The organism is Rhodoferax ferrireducens (assembly GCF_003347515.1).
GTDB lineage: Bacteria > Pseudomonadota > Gammaproteobacteria > Burkholderiales > Burkholderiaceae_C > Rhodoferax.
Window position 1 is genome coordinate 130,015 of sequence record NZ_QEII01000298.1, and the last position, 14,735, is coordinate 144,749.

13 protein-coding genes are annotated in these 14,735 nt (G+C 54.7%); 11 read left to right on the forward strand and 2 right to left on the reverse strand.

Annotation, left to right across the window (positions count from 1 at the left end):
* Window positions 1-39: 39 nt before the first annotated feature.
* Both C5P05_RS21050 and C5P05_RS21055 read right to left on the reverse strand, forming a co-directional pair.
* Window positions 40-1,284 carry a pyridoxal-dependent decarboxylase, exosortase A system-associated gene (locus tag C5P05_RS21050; protein ID WP_114971801.1) on the reverse strand — a complete coding sequence of 415 codons (1,245 nt, stop codon included), beginning with the start codon at window positions 1,282-1,284 and terminating at the stop codon, window positions 40-42.
* 9 nt (window positions 1,285-1,293) lie between these two features.
* Window positions 1,294-2,955, reverse strand: coding sequence for an acyl-CoA ligase (AMP-forming), exosortase A system-associated (locus tag C5P05_RS21055; protein ID WP_114971802.1), 1,662 nt, complete (start codon window positions 2,953-2,955; stop codon window positions 1,294-1,296).
* Window positions 2,956-3,081: 126 nt separating this feature from the next.
* Here C5P05_RS21055 and C5P05_RS21060 point away from each other — a divergent pair, with 126 nt between their 5' ends.
* The 11 genes from C5P05_RS21060 to C5P05_RS21110 all read left to right on the forward strand — a co-directional run bounded on the left by C5P05_RS21060 (window position 3,082) and on the right by C5P05_RS21110 (window position 14,724).
* Window positions 3,082-3,333, forward strand: a complete 252-nt coding sequence (locus C5P05_RS21060; protein ID WP_114971958.1) for an acyl carrier protein — start codon at window positions 3,082-3,084, stop codon at window positions 3,331-3,333.
* Window positions 3,334-3,339: 6 nt separating this feature from the next.
* Window positions 3,340-4,239 carry a hydrolase 2, exosortase A system-associated gene (locus tag C5P05_RS21065; protein WP_232834600.1) on the forward strand — a complete coding sequence of 300 codons (900 nt, stop codon included), beginning with the start codon at window positions 3,340-3,342 and terminating at the stop codon, window positions 4,237-4,239.
* The gene (locus C5P05_RS21070) at window positions 4,236-5,099 is read left to right on the forward strand and encodes a hydrolase 1, exosortase A system-associated (RefSeq protein ID WP_114971803.1); all 864 of its coding nucleotides are present in this window, start codon (window positions 4,236-4,238) and stop codon (window positions 5,097-5,099) included. The genes C5P05_RS21065 and C5P05_RS21070 overlap by 4 nt, the downstream gene beginning before the upstream one ends.
* Before the next feature lie 41 nt (window positions 5,100-5,140).
* Window positions 5,141-5,896 carry a tetratricopeptide repeat protein gene (locus tag C5P05_RS21075; protein ID WP_114971804.1) on the forward strand — a complete coding sequence of 252 codons (756 nt, stop codon included), beginning with the start codon at window positions 5,141-5,143 and terminating at the stop codon, window positions 5,894-5,896.
* 5 nt (window positions 5,897-5,901) lie between these two features.
* On the forward strand, window positions 5,902-7,101 hold the full coding sequence (locus C5P05_RS21080; protein ID WP_114971805.1) for a DegT/DnrJ/EryC1/StrS family aminotransferase: 1,200 nt from the start codon (window positions 5,902-5,904) through the stop codon (window positions 7,099-7,101).
* A gap of 23 nt (window positions 7,102-7,124) precedes the next feature.
* On the forward strand, window positions 7,125-8,195 hold the full coding sequence (locus C5P05_RS21085) for a GNAT family N-acetyltransferase (RefSeq protein WP_114971806.1): 1,071 nt from the start codon (window positions 7,125-7,127) through the stop codon (window positions 8,193-8,195).
* Window positions 8,192-9,154, forward strand: a complete 963-nt coding sequence (locus tag C5P05_RS21090; protein WP_114971807.1) for a glycosyltransferase family 2 protein — start codon at window positions 8,192-8,194, stop codon at window positions 9,152-9,154. Before C5P05_RS21085 ends, C5P05_RS21090 begins: the two co-directional genes overlap by 4 nt.
* Complete coding sequence (locus tag C5P05_RS21095; RefSeq protein ID WP_157979417.1) at window positions 9,151-10,179, forward strand: glycosyltransferase family 2 protein; 1,029 nt, start codon at window positions 9,151-9,153, stop codon at window positions 10,177-10,179. The genes C5P05_RS21090 and C5P05_RS21095 overlap by 4 nt, the downstream gene beginning before the upstream one ends.
* A gap of 114 nt (window positions 10,180-10,293) precedes the next feature.
* Window positions 10,294-11,076: a class I SAM-dependent methyltransferase gene (locus tag C5P05_RS21100; protein WP_114971809.1), complete on the forward strand. Its 783-nt coding sequence runs from the start codon at window positions 10,294-10,296 to the stop codon at window positions 11,074-11,076.
* Between the two features lie 152 nt (window positions 11,077-11,228).
* On the forward strand, window positions 11,229-12,755 hold the full coding sequence (locus C5P05_RS21105) for an IS5 family transposase (protein WP_232834602.1): 1,527 nt from the start codon (window positions 11,229-11,231) through the stop codon (window positions 12,753-12,755).
* Between the two features lie 976 nt (window positions 12,756-13,731).
* Window positions 13,732-14,724 carry a glycosyltransferase gene (locus C5P05_RS21110; RefSeq protein ID WP_114971810.1) on the forward strand — a complete coding sequence of 331 codons (993 nt, stop codon included), beginning with the start codon at window positions 13,732-13,734 and terminating at the stop codon, window positions 14,722-14,724.
* Window positions 14,725-14,735 lie beyond the last annotated feature (11 nt).

Below are 14,735 nucleotides of genomic sequence, written 5' to 3' on the forward strand. Positions count from 1 at the left end.
ACCACCAGCAGCCAAGTTGGATGCTTCAGTGGCCCACCCCTAAACAAGAACCTCAAGACAAACTGGATGCCCCAGGAACCCCTGCGGACTTGCGCTTGCGCCATAGGCGCCCGACTGGTAAACCACCACCAGGTCGCCCACCCGTGCCACGGGTAAGGTCATGCGGTCGGCCAGCAGGTCTAAAGGGGTACACAAGGGTCCTACCACCGATGCAGTTTCTTTTTCTGGCGAATCAACCTTGTTGCCGATCGTGACGGGATAGTTTTTGCGTATCACCTGTCCAAAATTGCCAGATGCGGACAAGTGGTGATGCAGCCCACCGTCCGTCACCAGATACACCTGCCCGCGCGAGATCTTGCGGTCCACCAGGCGCGCCACATAAACACCCGCCTCACCCACCAGGTAACGCCCCAGCTCGACTACCAACGAGGCCTCAGGCAGCTCGGCCTGCGCCCGTTGGGCAAGCCGGGCCAGGTTGTCGCCAATCGGCCCCAAGTCAAGCCTTTGCTCACCGGGAAAGTAGGGAATGCCAAAGCCACCTCCCAAATTCAGAAAGCGCACCGGCGCGGGCGCATCCTGCGCCAGCCGCAGCGCCAATTCGAAAGATTTTTGCTGGGCTTCGCAGATAGACTCCGAACGCAAATTCTGTGAACCAGCGAACAAATGAAAGCCTTCAAAGGCCAAACCAGCACGGCCAATGTCGGCCAGCAGCGTGGGCATCTGCTCCACATCCACGCCAAATTGTTTGGGGCCACCTCCCATTTTCATGCCCGAGCCTTTGAGTTCAAAGTCCGGATTGACACGCACCGCCACGCGGGCCGGCAGGCCCAGTTCACTGGAAATCGCCTCCAGTGCCACGACTTCGCGAAAGGATTCAACGTTGATCAGCACGCGGGACGCCACCGCTTGGCGTAACTCGGCGTCGCGCTTGCCTGGCCCGGCAAAGCTCACCTCCAGCGGGTTGGCGCCGGCATCCAGCGCAACCTTCAACTCCCCCGCCGAGGCCACATCAATCCCATCTACCAAGCCCGCCATGAACCCCACCACGGCCGGCATGGGGTTGGCCTTCATCGCGTAGTGCAGCTTGACGCCCTTGGGCAGCACATCACGCAACTCGGCCACCCGTGCCCGCAACAGCGAGCGGTCATAGGCATAAAAAGGCGTTTGCCCCACCCTGGCGGCGAGTAGAGACAAACGCTCGCCACCGAGCACCAGTTCCCCGTCGCTCACAGAGAACTGATTCATGGGGGCATGCACGGGCAGTTGGTGTTCGGTGACGGACATGGATTTTCTTCAGCCTTGAATTTCAGGTAGGGTGGAGGACTCAGCTGCATTGAGCCTTTCTCGATTGCGCTCAATCCACTCGGTGGATAGCAGCTTGCGATCGATCTTGCCATTGGGGTTGCGCGGCAGCGGCCCGGCGACGATCTCAATGCCTGCCGGTACCATGTACGTGGGCATCCGCGCACGGCATTCATTTATTAGGTCATTTAGACCTCTAGCCACCGCCCCTATTGCGTAAGTAGCTATTACTTGTATAGCATGCCCTAATGTGGGGTGATCTACACCAAAAGCCACACACTCGCCCACCAGTTGGGTGGCGTACAAAATTTCTTCCACCTCGGTGGGGCTCACCCGGTAGCCGGAGGTTTTCATCATTTCATCGCGTCGGCCAATGAAGTAAAAAAAACCTTCGGCGTCCATACGCACGGTATCGCCCGAGAAAACCGCATATTCGGGCAACTGCAAGCCCGACTGCCGCCCCGGCGCGTCTGAGGCCAATAACTTGTAGCGCTCAGCCGTCTTTTCGGCATCGTTCCAGTAGCCCATGCCAACCAGGGCACCCCGGTGCACCAGTTCGCCCGGTTCTTCCGGACCACATGCCGATCCATCTTCGCGCAACACCAAAATTTCAGCGTTAGGAATGGCCTTGCCAATTGAATCGGGGCGGCGGTCAACCTCTGCCGGTGGCAGGTAGGTTGAGCGAAACGCTTCTGTGAGGCCATACATCAGGAAGGGTTTGGCTTTGGGCACGCGCTGGCGCAACGAGGTGAGCGTTTCACGGGGCATGCGGCCGCCGGTGTTGGCGAAATAACGCAACTTTTCGTTAATGGCTTCGGGCCAGTCCAGTTGCGCCAACTGGATGTACAAGGGCGGCACGGCGGTCAGGCCGCTCACGCCTTCAAGAGCCATCGCTTTCAGTACATCGCGCGGCATCAGGTAGTTCAACAACACCACCCGCGCACCGGCATGAAAGGCGGTGGTGAGCTGGCTGAAGCCGGCATCAAACGACAAAGGCAGTGCCGCCAGCAACGTGTCTTGTGGATTATTCTCAAGATAGGAGGCCACGCTCTTCGCACCCGCCACCATATTGCGATGCGACAGCACCACGCCTTTGGGCTTACCGGTGCTGCCCGAGGTGTACAGAATGGCGGCCATGTCGGTATCAATCACCCGGTGCCCGGACTGCAGGGGACCGTCAAGCAAGTCACGCCAGAAGGTCAACCCAAATCGGCCTGAGGCGGTCACGTTGGTGGGGACTGAATTCGCGACAGAATCGGTCACCACCACATGGCGCAAGTCATGGCACTCAGCCAACACATCTTTCATCAAGGCCAGACGCTCCGGCGAAGTCACCAACACGCGAACGTTGCAGTCGCGCAAGATGAAGGCCACCTGCTCCGGCTTGAGCAGCGGATTAACCGGCACAAAAACCGCCCCGGCCGCCGGCGCGCCAAAACTGGCAATAACGGTCTCGAAACGCTTTTCAAGGTAAATGGCGACACGTTCACCGCGCGCCAGGCCCAGGCCCAACAGGCCGGAAGCAAACTGATTGACGCTGGCGCTCAGATCTGCGTAACTTAGATTGGAGGCACCGCTGGTCAGTGCAATCGCCTCCGGAGCACGGCGGGAAGTCAGGGCTATCAGTTCAGGCAAGAGTGTGGATTCAGTCATGGAAATACAACAAAGGCCGCAGCAGTTGAGAAAACGCAAGTGGATGAAAAGTACCAAAAGCTATACATGATTCCTTGGTTCCCAAAAGAATTTGGGTTGGGTCAGTCGCCACTCAGGAAGCTTGAATTGAACATATCACAAGAAGTACTTCGTGTTGTTGACGAAGTTCTCAGTTTGAATGGGCGCGCAGCCACCTTCACGCGCGACACACCGTTGCTGGGCGCCATTCCCGAATTGGACTCGATGGCTGTTGTTACGCTGATCACGACGCTTGAGGAACAGTTTGGCTTGGTGGTTGACGATGATGATATCGATGGGTCAACCTTTGCCACGCTGGGCTCGCTAACCGACTTTGTCAGCGGCAAACTGGCGGCCTGACAACTCATGCCGGTGCAACCCGAGGCTTTTTTTCTGTCTGCCGAGGCGGTGCAGACCATGCAAAGCGGTCAACGCTTTTGCCTGTTTTACCCGCCTCAAGGATACCGCGTCCGAGGCTTGGTGTTGTACATCCACCCCTTTGCCGAAGAGATGAACAAAGCCCGCCGTATGGCAGCACTACAAGCACGTGCGCTGGCCCAGGCGGGTTACTCTGTGCTGCAGATCGACCTGCGGGGCTGCGGCGACAGCTCTGGCGATTTTGGTGATGCCACCTGGAAAAGCTGGGTGAGCGACGTGGTGCAAGGCTGTCATTGGCTGCGTAACCAAAGCAATGCACCAGGCGCGGATTCGGGCCAAGTGCCGCTGTGGTTGTGGGGCCTGCGCGCCGGATGCCTGCTGGCTGTGGAGGCGGCCAGCCAACTTGGCGAGCCCTGCAACTTTCTCTTCTGGCACCCCCCGTCAGCCGGCAAGCCGCTGCTGCAACAGTTCTTGCGCCTCAAAGTGGCGGGCGACATGCTGGGTGGCCAAGCAAAGGGAGTCATGGAGGGTATGCGCCAGCAGTTGGGCGTTGGCGTGGCAGTAGAGATCGCCGGCTATATGCTTTCACCCGGACTGGCATCTGGCCTGGAGCAAGCGGCCCTGGTGCCACCTGCCGACCAAGGCCTGGCGCAGCGCGTGGAATGGTTCGAGATTTCTACGCGGGACGATGCCAGTTTGAGCCCGATCTCAGCCAAAACCATTGCCCAGTGGCAGCAAGCGGGCTTTGCCGTTAACAGCCATGTCGTGCCAGGCCCGGCTTTCTGGCAAACCATGGAAATTGAAGACGCCCCGGCACTGATTTCAGCCACCACTGCCGCGGTTTTCGCGTCTGCGCCTAAAGCCATCGGCGAGGCATCCTTGGCATGAACTACACCGAAGAGACCGCCCTCTTTGCATGCGCTGGTGACACGCTGATGGGCATTCTGGCCAAACCAGAAATACCGGCACAGATCGGCGTAGTCGTGATTGTGGGTGGCCCGCAGTACCGGGTCGGCAGCCACCGGCAATTTGTGCTTTTGTCGCGTGCCTTGGCTGCGGCCGGTTATGCCGTTCTGCGGTTTGACTACCGGGGCATGGGCGATAGCGAAGGTGAACAAAGGGATTTTGAGGCGGTGAATGCAGACATTGCAGCAGCCATTGACGCGCTGCAAACACGCATTCCGTTCGTCAAGCAGGTGGCCCTGTGGGGCCTGTGCGACGGCGCATCTGCCGCCTTGCTGTACTGCCATGAAACCCAAGACCCACGTGTCAGTGGCCTGTGCCTGTTGAACCCCTGGGTTCGGTCCGAGATGAGCTTGGCGCGCACCCAAGTCAAGCACTACTACACACAGCGATTGATGCAAAAAGAGTTTTGGTTGAAATTGCTTGGCGGCAAAGTTGAGCTGGGTTCCGTGGGTAGTTTTGTCCAAAAAATTCGCTTGTCGGTCTCAGGTTCAAGCCGACCAGCCATGGAAAAAGAACCCTTTCAGCAGCGCATGGCCACAAGCTGGCACAGCTTCCGGGGGCACATTTTGCTGCTGTTGAGTGGCGAAGATTACACAGCCAAAGAATTCATGGACTATGCAAGCAAAAACGCAGGATGGGGAAACGCGTTAGCGCATCCACGCTTGGTTCGACATGATCTACATGGGGCTGACCATACATTCTCTAACGAGGTTGCACGCGCCTTGGTTGTGAACTTATCCATTGACTGGTTTGATTGCCAAACCAGACAGCGGGAAGACTGAAACAAGTTGGAATGTTGCTCAATTATTGCCGGGGAAAAGATATGATTTACAAAAGCCAGACTCGAAAAAATGCATTTGAGAACACAATTTCTGTTCGCGCCCAACTCGGTCGAGAATTTATTGTTACATCAATCGGCCTGTTGGTCGCTATCTTCAGCGCCATGCCCCTGTATGCACAATCAGGCTATTCGGCTTGTGGTTCGCTCAAAAACGGGTATGGCCCTTACGACTATCGCACCGACCGGGACAAACTCCCAATTGTTACGGGCGCTCATTTCACCGAGGTGGTTGAAGCCTTGATACGTGGCACCACCAACACGCGTCCTGGCGGTGACATTGACTACACCCTGAGGGCAATTCCCAACAACCACCGGGCACTCATGGCAATGATGCGGCTGGGTGAAAAAGAAAAAACAACCCAGCCCAGCGGTTCAAGCTACTCCATCGAATGCTGGTTTGAGAGGGCCATTCTTTTTCGCCCTGACGACGGCATTGTGCGCATGATCTATTCAACCTACCTCAACCGCAATGGGCGCATCCCAGATGCAACAAGACAATTGGAAATTGCCACTACCTACGCCAAAGACAGTGCAGTCACCCACTACAACATCGGGCTGCACTACTTCGACCTGAAAAACTACGATAAGGCTATTATCCAGGCGCACAAAGCCATGGCTCTGGGATGGATGCAAACAGAATTGCGGGACCAATTGCGCGGGGTTAGCAAATGGACTGAACCCGTGGATTTGCAGGCCACCCCGGCAACGGACAGCGCATCTGCACCTGCTTCCAAGTAGTCTTCATGCCCGTGTCGCTGACACCCCTTCCACGCGGCCCCATCCTGGACTGGTCGAGCTTCAAGATTGTTGACTCCCCGGGCATCGCGAGTATTGAGAATCTGACTCACACCGAATTTACAACCAGCGGACGCGCTGCCATCTACCATGCCCTGTTGCAACTTCAACTCCCTCCGGAAAGTACCGTGCTGGTTCCAAGTTACCACTGCCCGACCATGGTTGCGCCAGTTTTGTTAGCTAACTTGACCGTCGCCTATTTTGGAATAGGGGCTGACGGGCTACCAAACCTTGACACCATTGATGCGGCCACGGCAAACAAAAGTAAAGCCATGATCGTATCGCACTATTTCGGGTTGGCGAGGTCACTCGCTGAAGTTCGTCAATGGTGCGACGAGCGCGGGATTGCATTGATCGAAGACTGCGCCCATTGCTATTTTGGCGAGGCCGGCGAGCGACCGATTGGTGCTTGGGGCGATTTTTCGACCGCCAGCCTTTCGAAATTTTTGCCTGTGCCGGAAGGCGGACTTCTTGCCTCGGCGCATCGTCCTATCGTCCGCCTTCGGCTTTCACCCCCCAGTTTCAAAGCGCAGCTCAAAGGCTGGGTAGACGTACTTGAGTTGGCAACAAAGTACAACCGATTTGCCGGCATCAACCACGCACTGTCCCTGCTCTTCCAGCTTAAAAATTCGAATTTTCTGCTTGAAACAAAGGCGGTGACTACGCCAGATACCACGGCGACCAACATGATGCGGGATTGCGACATGGCACGCATCTCTCAATCTCCACTTTGGGCCTCAATGACCTTGAAGTCGGTATTGCCCCGAGGACGAATGGTCGTCAGACGACAGGAAAATTTTGCCAGTTATGCCAAGTACTTTGAGGGCGTCCGCGGTGCAATACCACTTTTCCCCTTGAACACGACACCCTTTTCGAAGATCGCTCCTTACGTGTTTCCGCTCTGGGTCGACGATGCCGACCGTGTTTACCCCGCGCTTAGAGCCCTGGAACTGCCTGTATTTCGGTGGGACAGAATCTGGCCGGGAACACCCCGTCTTGACCGTGATGTGGGTCCACTGTGGAGCCAGCACGTACTGCAATTGCTTTGCCACCAAGACCTTAGCGAAGCGGATATTGATCGAACGTCCCACTCCATACTGAGCTTGCTATCCCCCCATAACGTCCCGGCGACTGCCGTTGCACAGTAGCAACCCCAAAGAAATACCACGTAATGTCAACCTCACGCATTCTCTGGAAGAACCTTCCAGCCTCATCCCTCCAACAAGACGGCCAACTATTACTGGATTGGGACCGGCTGAACGCAGCGCGCGGCAACCTTCCTTTTCTGGCCGGCGACGCCATCGTTTCTGCGCTAAAAATTCTGGGCGATGGCAGCGAAAGGCTTCTCGTCGGGTATGACGGAACGACTGTGGTGACGATGGTCCTGCTTAGCCCTCAGGGCAAATTTCAATGGCGTACTTTTCAGCCCTCCCAACTGCCACTGGGCGCCTGGGTTGCAGAGGCTCGCTTGCAGTTAATGGACGTCACGCGTAGCCTGTTGCGGGGCCCACTGGGTTTTTGCCTCGGGCTTTCCATCACCCAGGTTGACCCGCACATCGCCCCACGCGCCGAAGACAACCCCGACAGCCAGCATACTGACTACATCGACACCGGCTGGATTGATATCCAAGGCAGCTTCGACGACTATTGGAGCGCGCGCGGGAAAAACCTCCGCCAAAACATGCGCAAACAGCGCGTCAAGCTGCTTGCCGACAACGTCAAATTAACCATGCAGGTATTGCGCGACCACGCTGACATGGCCCCTGCCATCGCACGCTACGGCAGCATGGAAAGCGCCGGCTGGAAAGCACAAAATGGCACGGCCATCCACCCCGACAATGCCCAGGGTCGCTACTACCGTGAGCTACTGGAGCACGCCAGTCTCCAGGGTGAAGCGGTCGTCTACCAGTATCTGTTCGACGACCGCGTCGTTGCCATGAATCTTTGCCTGATACGCCAAGGCACACTGGTTGTCCTCAAGACCACTTACGACGAATCGATTCAAACCTATTCACCTGCTTTTCTTTTGCGAGAAAACGAACTGCAAGAGATCCACCAGCAGGGCCAAATCAAGCGCGTGGAGTACTTCGGCCGCCTCATGGACTGGCACACCAAGCTGACCGACCAAAAGCGAACTGTTTATCACCTGACGGTCTACCGCTGGCCATTCATAAAAAAATGGGCCGAAGTCCGCCGTCGCAAGGCGGACACGACAAGCCCTAGCCCTAGCCCTAGCGCATGATTACCGTCATCATCCCCTACTATCAAAAATCGCCCGGCATTCTGGCCAAGGCGCTGGCCAGCATCGCGGCGCAGCAGGCTTGCCCGCTATCCGTGCATGTAATTGTTGTGGACGATGCATCACCCGCCCCAGCAGGCCCCGAGCTTGCCAGTGCGGGCCCCATCCCCCACCCAGTGCAAGTGATCGAGCAGCCCAACGCTGGCCCCGGTGCCGCCCGCAACACAGGGCTGGACAACGCCCCACCCGGCACCCGTTACGTCGCGTTTCTGGACTCTGACGATGAATGGACGCCAGACCATCTGGCGCGAGCAATTGCCGCACTTGACAGTGGCTATGACTTTTATTTTGCCGATCACTACCAACTGGGGCAAACCACCAACGCCTTTGAACGAGCAGGTCGAATCCAACTCACCCAGCATCCAGTTTTGCCTGGTTTACCTGCAGGTTTGCATGCCTACCAGGGCGATATGCTCGACCAGATCATGCGGGGCAATCTCATTGGCACCTCAACGGTTGTTTACAACTTCAACCGCTTTTCCAATCAGCGCTTCAAAGTCGAGTTCACGAACGCGGGGGAAGACTATTTATTCTGGATGGAGCTTGTTCACAAAGGCACAAAAATCGCATTTTCCAGTCAATCTGAAGCCCGCTACGGCAAGGGCGTTAATGTTTATGCCAGCGCCGGCTGGGGCAGCGAACAACATCTGCTGCGCATACACAATGAACTCAAGTATCGAAAAACTACAGCCAAACTGTTTACGCTAACGGCCCCCCAGCACACCCACATTCAAACCTGTGTGCGTGATTTGCAAAGCGCATTTATCCGCGACCTGATTCATCGAATTACGCACCGGCAAAAACTGCCATTAGAGCTGCTCGCAAAGCACTTAAAAATGGATCCATTGACCTACCTGACTGCCCCGATTTCTCTTGTCAGAATACTGCTTGGAAAGTTGTGAAAAAATCACCCATCCAAAGTTGGATAAAACTCCATACCGATTTACTGGAAAAAATGAATAAACAAACCTTCCCATTGGTTTCAATCATCATGCCAGTCTTCAATACAGGTTCATTTTTGATTGAAGCAATCAATTCTATTTTGAACCAAGAAGCCCTCTTCGATTGCGAGTTGCCATCATTCGAATTAATTGTTGTGGATGATCACAGCAATGATCCAAAAACGCTTGAAATTCTCGGTGGAGCTACATGTTCAGACTCTCGAATTCACGTTATCTCGAATCAAAGGTGCAAAGGTGCTTCCGGCGCTCGAAACACCGGAATCGACAGGGCACGTGGCATATGGATCGGGTTCCTGGATTCGGATGACATTTGGTTTCCACAGGCCCTGGCACTGCGATGGCGTTGCATTATGCAAAACGAAAATGTAAAGTGGACAGGCGCGCATTTTCGGTTGCTAAAACCGACAACCAGCATAGAAGGTAAGCCAGTTTTTGCAACCGCTGAAAATCTAATAGCGGATCTTGACCAAAAAAATAACATACCAGAAATAAAGTGCTTACCTCGGCCAGTCGAGGAATTTGGCGATAGCTGCATGATTCAAACCACAACGGTCCTGATCCTACGCACTCTAATCGTTGAAAAGGGCATGTTCAACGAACAGTTGCTTCGCGCTGAAGACTACCATCTCTGGTTCAAATGTGCTTTTGATACTGACCTATGGATGACTAAGGCTGAGGTCTCTTTCTACCGCATACATTCAGGCAGTCTTACCCATGGCAACACTCCCAAATACCTCTACGAAGACGCCATGATTGAGTTGCTATTGAAAGAAACTTCCAGCAATATTTATAAAATCATATTGACCAGACGTTTCGATTTTGTGATGCAGGACCAATGTTATTTTTATCGCAGTCAAAAACTATTCGACTGTGCCTTAAAAAAAACATTTCAATGGATTATCAAAAGGCCACTTAATATGTCGGCTTGGAAGGAGTTACTAGCCTGTGGCTTACGAGTTGGGTAATGCGATACATCGAAACTATCCGAAATTAATTGAAGCTATCCTTTACGCCTGTTCATCATAGATTCTTCTCAAACAATATCAAACTATTCACTATAGTTGACCAAGGATTCCGAAATGGAAATAGATCCAGGACACGCCAGTACGGTCATTGTCGATTCATATCGAAATTTAAACCAACCACCATTATCAGAATCAAACAGTTATAAGGGATTAAGAATTCATGCGCTACCAGGGTTGCACGAATTTTTGGCAGCTGTCACACTCAAGCATATGAAAATTGGCAGTTCTTTATTGGATATCGCAGCAGGTAGCGGCGCTATGAGCCAACGACTAAGCGATATGGGGTATCAGGTTACTGCAACAGATTACGTTACAGAAAACTTTAAGCTTCACAGCTCCATACCATTTGTCACCTCAAATTTGAACGAATTATTTTCGAATGAATACTCGCTCTCTTTTGAAGCCATTATTGCCTCGGAAATCATCGAACATCTGGAAAATCCAAGACATTTCGCACGCGAGTGTTTCAAGCTTCTTGCACCTGGTGGCAAGCTCGTCTTGTCTACCCCGAATATTGATAGCCCCGCGTCCATAGCGAGCTTCTTGCGCTCGGGCACATTTCTATGGTTTTCCGACACCGAGTACCAAGTCGATGGGCACATCACCCCCCTGAGCCAATGGCAATTGCATAAGTGTTTTTCAGAGGCCGGTTTCTTGTTCCGCTGGAAAGGATCTTTTGGCAAGTCTGAACAGAGAATACAGGGATCGCCACGGCTGATGCTTTTGACCAAAGGAGTCCAGCGACTGTCATGCCGAAGCAACGATCTAGAGGGTGAAATTTTTGTCGCAGTGTTGGAAAAACCAGAGGCAGGGACGTCTGCCTCTGGTTGCGTCTAGACTTATTCGCTATTCAGCAGCGCGCTGATTAACTAGTCGGCCCGGCACCCCCCCCGCCAACCCGCATGAACACTAGATTTTTTGTGTGAATTGTGTGCACCAAATCCCTCAAGAAACGCTTTATCGGGAATCGATTTCTGAGGGATTTGAAGATGGAAACGAGTGACTTTTTCCGCAGCCACATTGACGCCATGATCAACCTGAACGACCCTTTGGCGGTGCTGGCAACTCGGCTGCCATGGAGTCAGATCGAAGCGGCCGTGGCGGCCAAGTTCGAACACCAGCATCGCACAGGTCAAGTCCTCAAAGACCAGGACATGTTTGGCAGCACCGAGACTTTGGTGGGAGCAGGTCGCAGCAACGCCGGACGCCCCAAGCTGCCCGTTCGCTTGATGGCCAGCCTGCTGTACCTCAAGCACAGCTTCAACCTCAGCGACGAAAAACTGGTGGTGCGCTGGAGCGAGAACATCCCGTGGCAGTTCTTCAGCGGCATGGCCTATTTTAAGCACCGCCTGCCCTGCGATGCCACACAGATTGGGCGCTTTCGCCGCGACTTGGGCGAAGATGGCCTGGAGCTGTTGCTCAAGGCAACCATCGACACGGCCGTCGCCATGGAGGCCGTCAAACCCAAAGATCTGGAGCGCGTGATTGTCGACACCACAGTCCAGGAGAAGGCCATCGCGCACCCGGTAGACAGCCGCTTGCTGGAGATCGCCCGCCACAAGGTAGTCAGTGCCGCCAAGCGCGCAGGCATCCAACTCAAACAGACCTTTGCCAAAGAAGGCAAAGCCTTGCACTGGAAGGCCGGCGGTTACGCCCATGCCAAGCAGTTCCGGCGTCTTCGCCGCGTGCTCAAACGCCAGCGCACGATTCTGGGCATCGTCATGCGCGAGGTGCAACGCAAAACACAAGGCGCCGACTTCTCGTGCGACCAGCCCAAGGCTGTAAGCGATTTGTCAATGTGGATTGGGCGCGCTGAGCGCATCCGCACGCAACAGCGTCACAGCAAGAACAAGCTGTACGCGCTGCATGCACCGGAGGTCGAGTGCATTGGCAAGGGCAAGGCACGCAAACCCTACGAGTTTGGTGTCAAGAGCGCGGTGGTGGTCTCACACCAGCATGGCCTGATGCTGGGTGCACGCACCTTCCCCGCCAACCCCTACGACGGCCACATCCTGAGCGCTGTCCTGGAGCAGGCAACAAATTTGATGCAGGACTTGCCGGTCAAGCTCAAGCACATCGTGGTCGATCTGGGCTTTCGCGGCGTGGACGCCGATAACCCCGACCAGCAAATCATTCATCGCGGCAAGTTCAAGCGCCTGAGCGCGCAGCAAAAGGGCTGGCTCAAACGGCGCCCAGCCATCGAGCCGGCCATTGGACATTTGAAGTCGGATCACCGCATGGAGCGCTGCTGGCTCAAAGGGTCGATTGGGGACGCCTTGCATTCCATCAGCTGTGCCGCGGGCTACAACCTACGCTGGCTGCTGCGCGCCATTGCTCGCCTGGGTATAGGGGCGGGTTTTTTGCGCCTGTGGCAGGCCGCGTTGTTGCAGCAATGGGGCATGGCAGCGCTATACGGGACAACTGGGAGCGCGTGGACAGCACGCGTGAGAGATTGCTTGGACCGTACGACGAATGTCAAGAAACCGATTTTTGGCCCAAGCGTTTATGCCGCCTGATTGAAAAGCGAATTTTGCAGGGCCGACTAAATAGTGAGTGAATTTTACAGGGCCGACTAACTAAGGTTTTACTATGAACGATATTCTGGTCTCCGCAATAGTTTCCACCTACAACGCCGAGCGTTTAATGGTAAGCGACCGACGAATACCGTTCTTGCGGACGGTATTCGTCGATCGCTTACGACTATTGGAGAAATTCAGCTGGAAATATTTTTGTGTGAATTGAGGTCACGAATTCAGGTCTAAAACTTGTGTTGCCAAGGCCACGGACTTCAAATTCTTCAGAGTGCAGTGCTCAGCAAGCCAGCGGTAGGCATCTCGCAGTCTCACTTCCAGCCCAGCGACGTCAGGCGTTCAATGTCCATATCTGGTGTGTTGCACAGAGCGGCGAGCGTGTAGACGGCTGATTCTGCGGCGCGGTTAGGAAGTGACTGTCGGTTGATTTGAAACCGATTATTCAAAGTTTGCGGCGACGCCTCTTCTACCTCAAAAAAACGCCTCGGGGCCACGGCCTGTGAACTGGAGTGAAGATGTTTCACGCCAAGTTCGGCGAAGGCAAAGTGCAAACGCTCGAAAGCGTGCTCGACGATGCCACGACGCGCCAGCCGCTGGCACATGGCCCGGCGCCGCATTGACGCCTGTCAACACCAGGCGGCGAGCCATATGTGATGATAAAGCTATAACGCTATACATTGAGGAGACTGTCATTCCCGCGTCCCCTTACATCCGCTGGTTTCACAAGTTGTCACTAGTCGATCTGCCTTTGCTCGATGGCAGGAATGTCTCGCTGGGCGTGCGGGTACCAGTCGGCTTTGCCGTTTTGACATTGCTGATATCGCGGCGCAGTTCGGCCACAGCCGAGGGTTTACCCAGCCCGCTTTGCCGACCAGCACGATACCTACCTCAACATCCAGGGCGAGGATATGTTGATTGACACAGTCCAGCGCTGCCCTATCTCAATAACCCAGGACTTACCATGACTAGCGTGTTTATCAGCATCCTGAATTGGAACGATGCGGCGCGCACGCTCCACTGTGTGCATGCCGTTCACAAAAGCGCCGTCTCCCGCAATGTAACCGTCACGCTCGTGGTACTTGACAACGGCTCTAACCCTGCCGACTGGGCCGTTCTGCAACAAGGGCTGGCCAATACAGCTATCACACTTATTCGCCAAGAGGCCAACACGGGATTCGCAGCGGGCCACAACGTAGTCATCCGGCAGGCCATTGAACGGCAGGCCGACTACATCTGGTTGTTGAATAACGATGCCATCGTGAAGCCCGACACTTTGGCTGGCCTGCTCCAGGCCATTTCAGAATCTCCGGAGTGTGGGGTCGTGTCGCCCTTGATTTATGCCCACTACGACGAAGGAATTGTTGACTTTATTGGCGCAGTCCAGGACTGGAAAAAGCTCGAAACCAGGAACGCTGGTAATCCCGCCGAGGCGAAAGAAATGCAGGCGAGTCATCCAAGCGATTTTGTTGTTTGGGGGACAGCCCCTCTTTTCAAAGCCACTGCTCTGAAAGCTACCGGACTTCTGGCAGAGTCCCTGTTTGCCTATTGTGAAGATGGCGAACTTTGCGCTCGTCTTTCGAAAGCAGGCTGGTCCAGCAGAATGGCATTTTCAGTATCTATTCAACACTTTCGGCGGAAGGCCGTCTTTGATGAGCGCCCACCTTATTGGTTCTATTTGATGACTCGTAACTCTCTATTAGTTTATCTGCTGCACACTCCCCCAGAATTTCGACGCCGGATTCGGCTACGACTCCTCAGCCGGGCCATGATCTCGGCCGCTAATCTGCGCGAGCATGGACAGCCCGAGAAAAGCAATGCCTGTCTGCTGGGGATTTGGGACGGATTACTTGGACGAGACGGCCCGCCCCGATTAAACGTTACGCCACCGGCGTTTCTAGGTTGGATATCGAGCGTCTTCCCATACCGTCTGCAACAGTGGCTGGATGCTGACTAGTACAGTGACAT

What these genes read in the sequence shown, in the direction of transcription:
- C5P05_RS21050 (WP_114971801.1), bottom strand. Translation starts at nt 1,284, where the DNA reads ATGTCCGTCACCGAACACCAACTGCCCGTGCATGCCCCCATGAATCAG.
- C5P05_RS21055 (WP_114971802.1), bottom strand. Translation starts at nt 2,955, where the DNA reads ATGACTGAATCCACACTCTTGCCTGAACTGATAGCCCTGACTTCCCGC.
- C5P05_RS21065 (WP_232834600.1), top strand. Translation starts at nt 3,340, where the DNA reads ATGCCGGTGCAACCCGAGGCTTTTTTTCTGTCTGCCGAGGCGGTGCAG.
- C5P05_RS21070 (WP_114971803.1), top strand. Translation starts at nt 4,236, where the DNA reads ATGAACTACACCGAAGAGACCGCCCTCTTTGCATGCGCTGGTGACACG.
- C5P05_RS21075 (WP_114971804.1), top strand. Translation starts at nt 5,141, where the DNA reads ATGATTTACAAAAGCCAGACTCGAAAAAATGCATTTGAGAACACAATT.
- C5P05_RS21080 (WP_114971805.1), top strand. Translation starts at nt 5,902, where the DNA reads ATGCCCGTGTCGCTGACACCCCTTCCACGCGGCCCCATCCTGGACTGG.
- C5P05_RS21085 (WP_114971806.1), top strand. Translation starts at nt 7,125, where the DNA reads ATGTCAACCTCACGCATTCTCTGGAAGAACCTTCCAGCCTCATCCCTC.
- C5P05_RS21090 (WP_114971807.1), top strand. Translation starts at nt 8,192, where the DNA reads ATGATTACCGTCATCATCCCCTACTATCAAAAATCGCCCGGCATTCTG.
- C5P05_RS21100 (WP_114971809.1), top strand. Translation starts at nt 10,294, where the DNA reads ATGGAAATAGATCCAGGACACGCCAGTACGGTCATTGTCGATTCATAT.
- C5P05_RS21105 (WP_232834602.1), top strand. Translation starts at nt 11,229, where the DNA reads ATGGAAACGAGTGACTTTTTCCGCAGCCACATTGACGCCATGATCAAC.
- C5P05_RS21110 (WP_114971810.1), top strand. Translation starts at nt 13,732, where the DNA reads ATGACTAGCGTGTTTATCAGCATCCTGAATTGGAACGATGCGGCGCGC.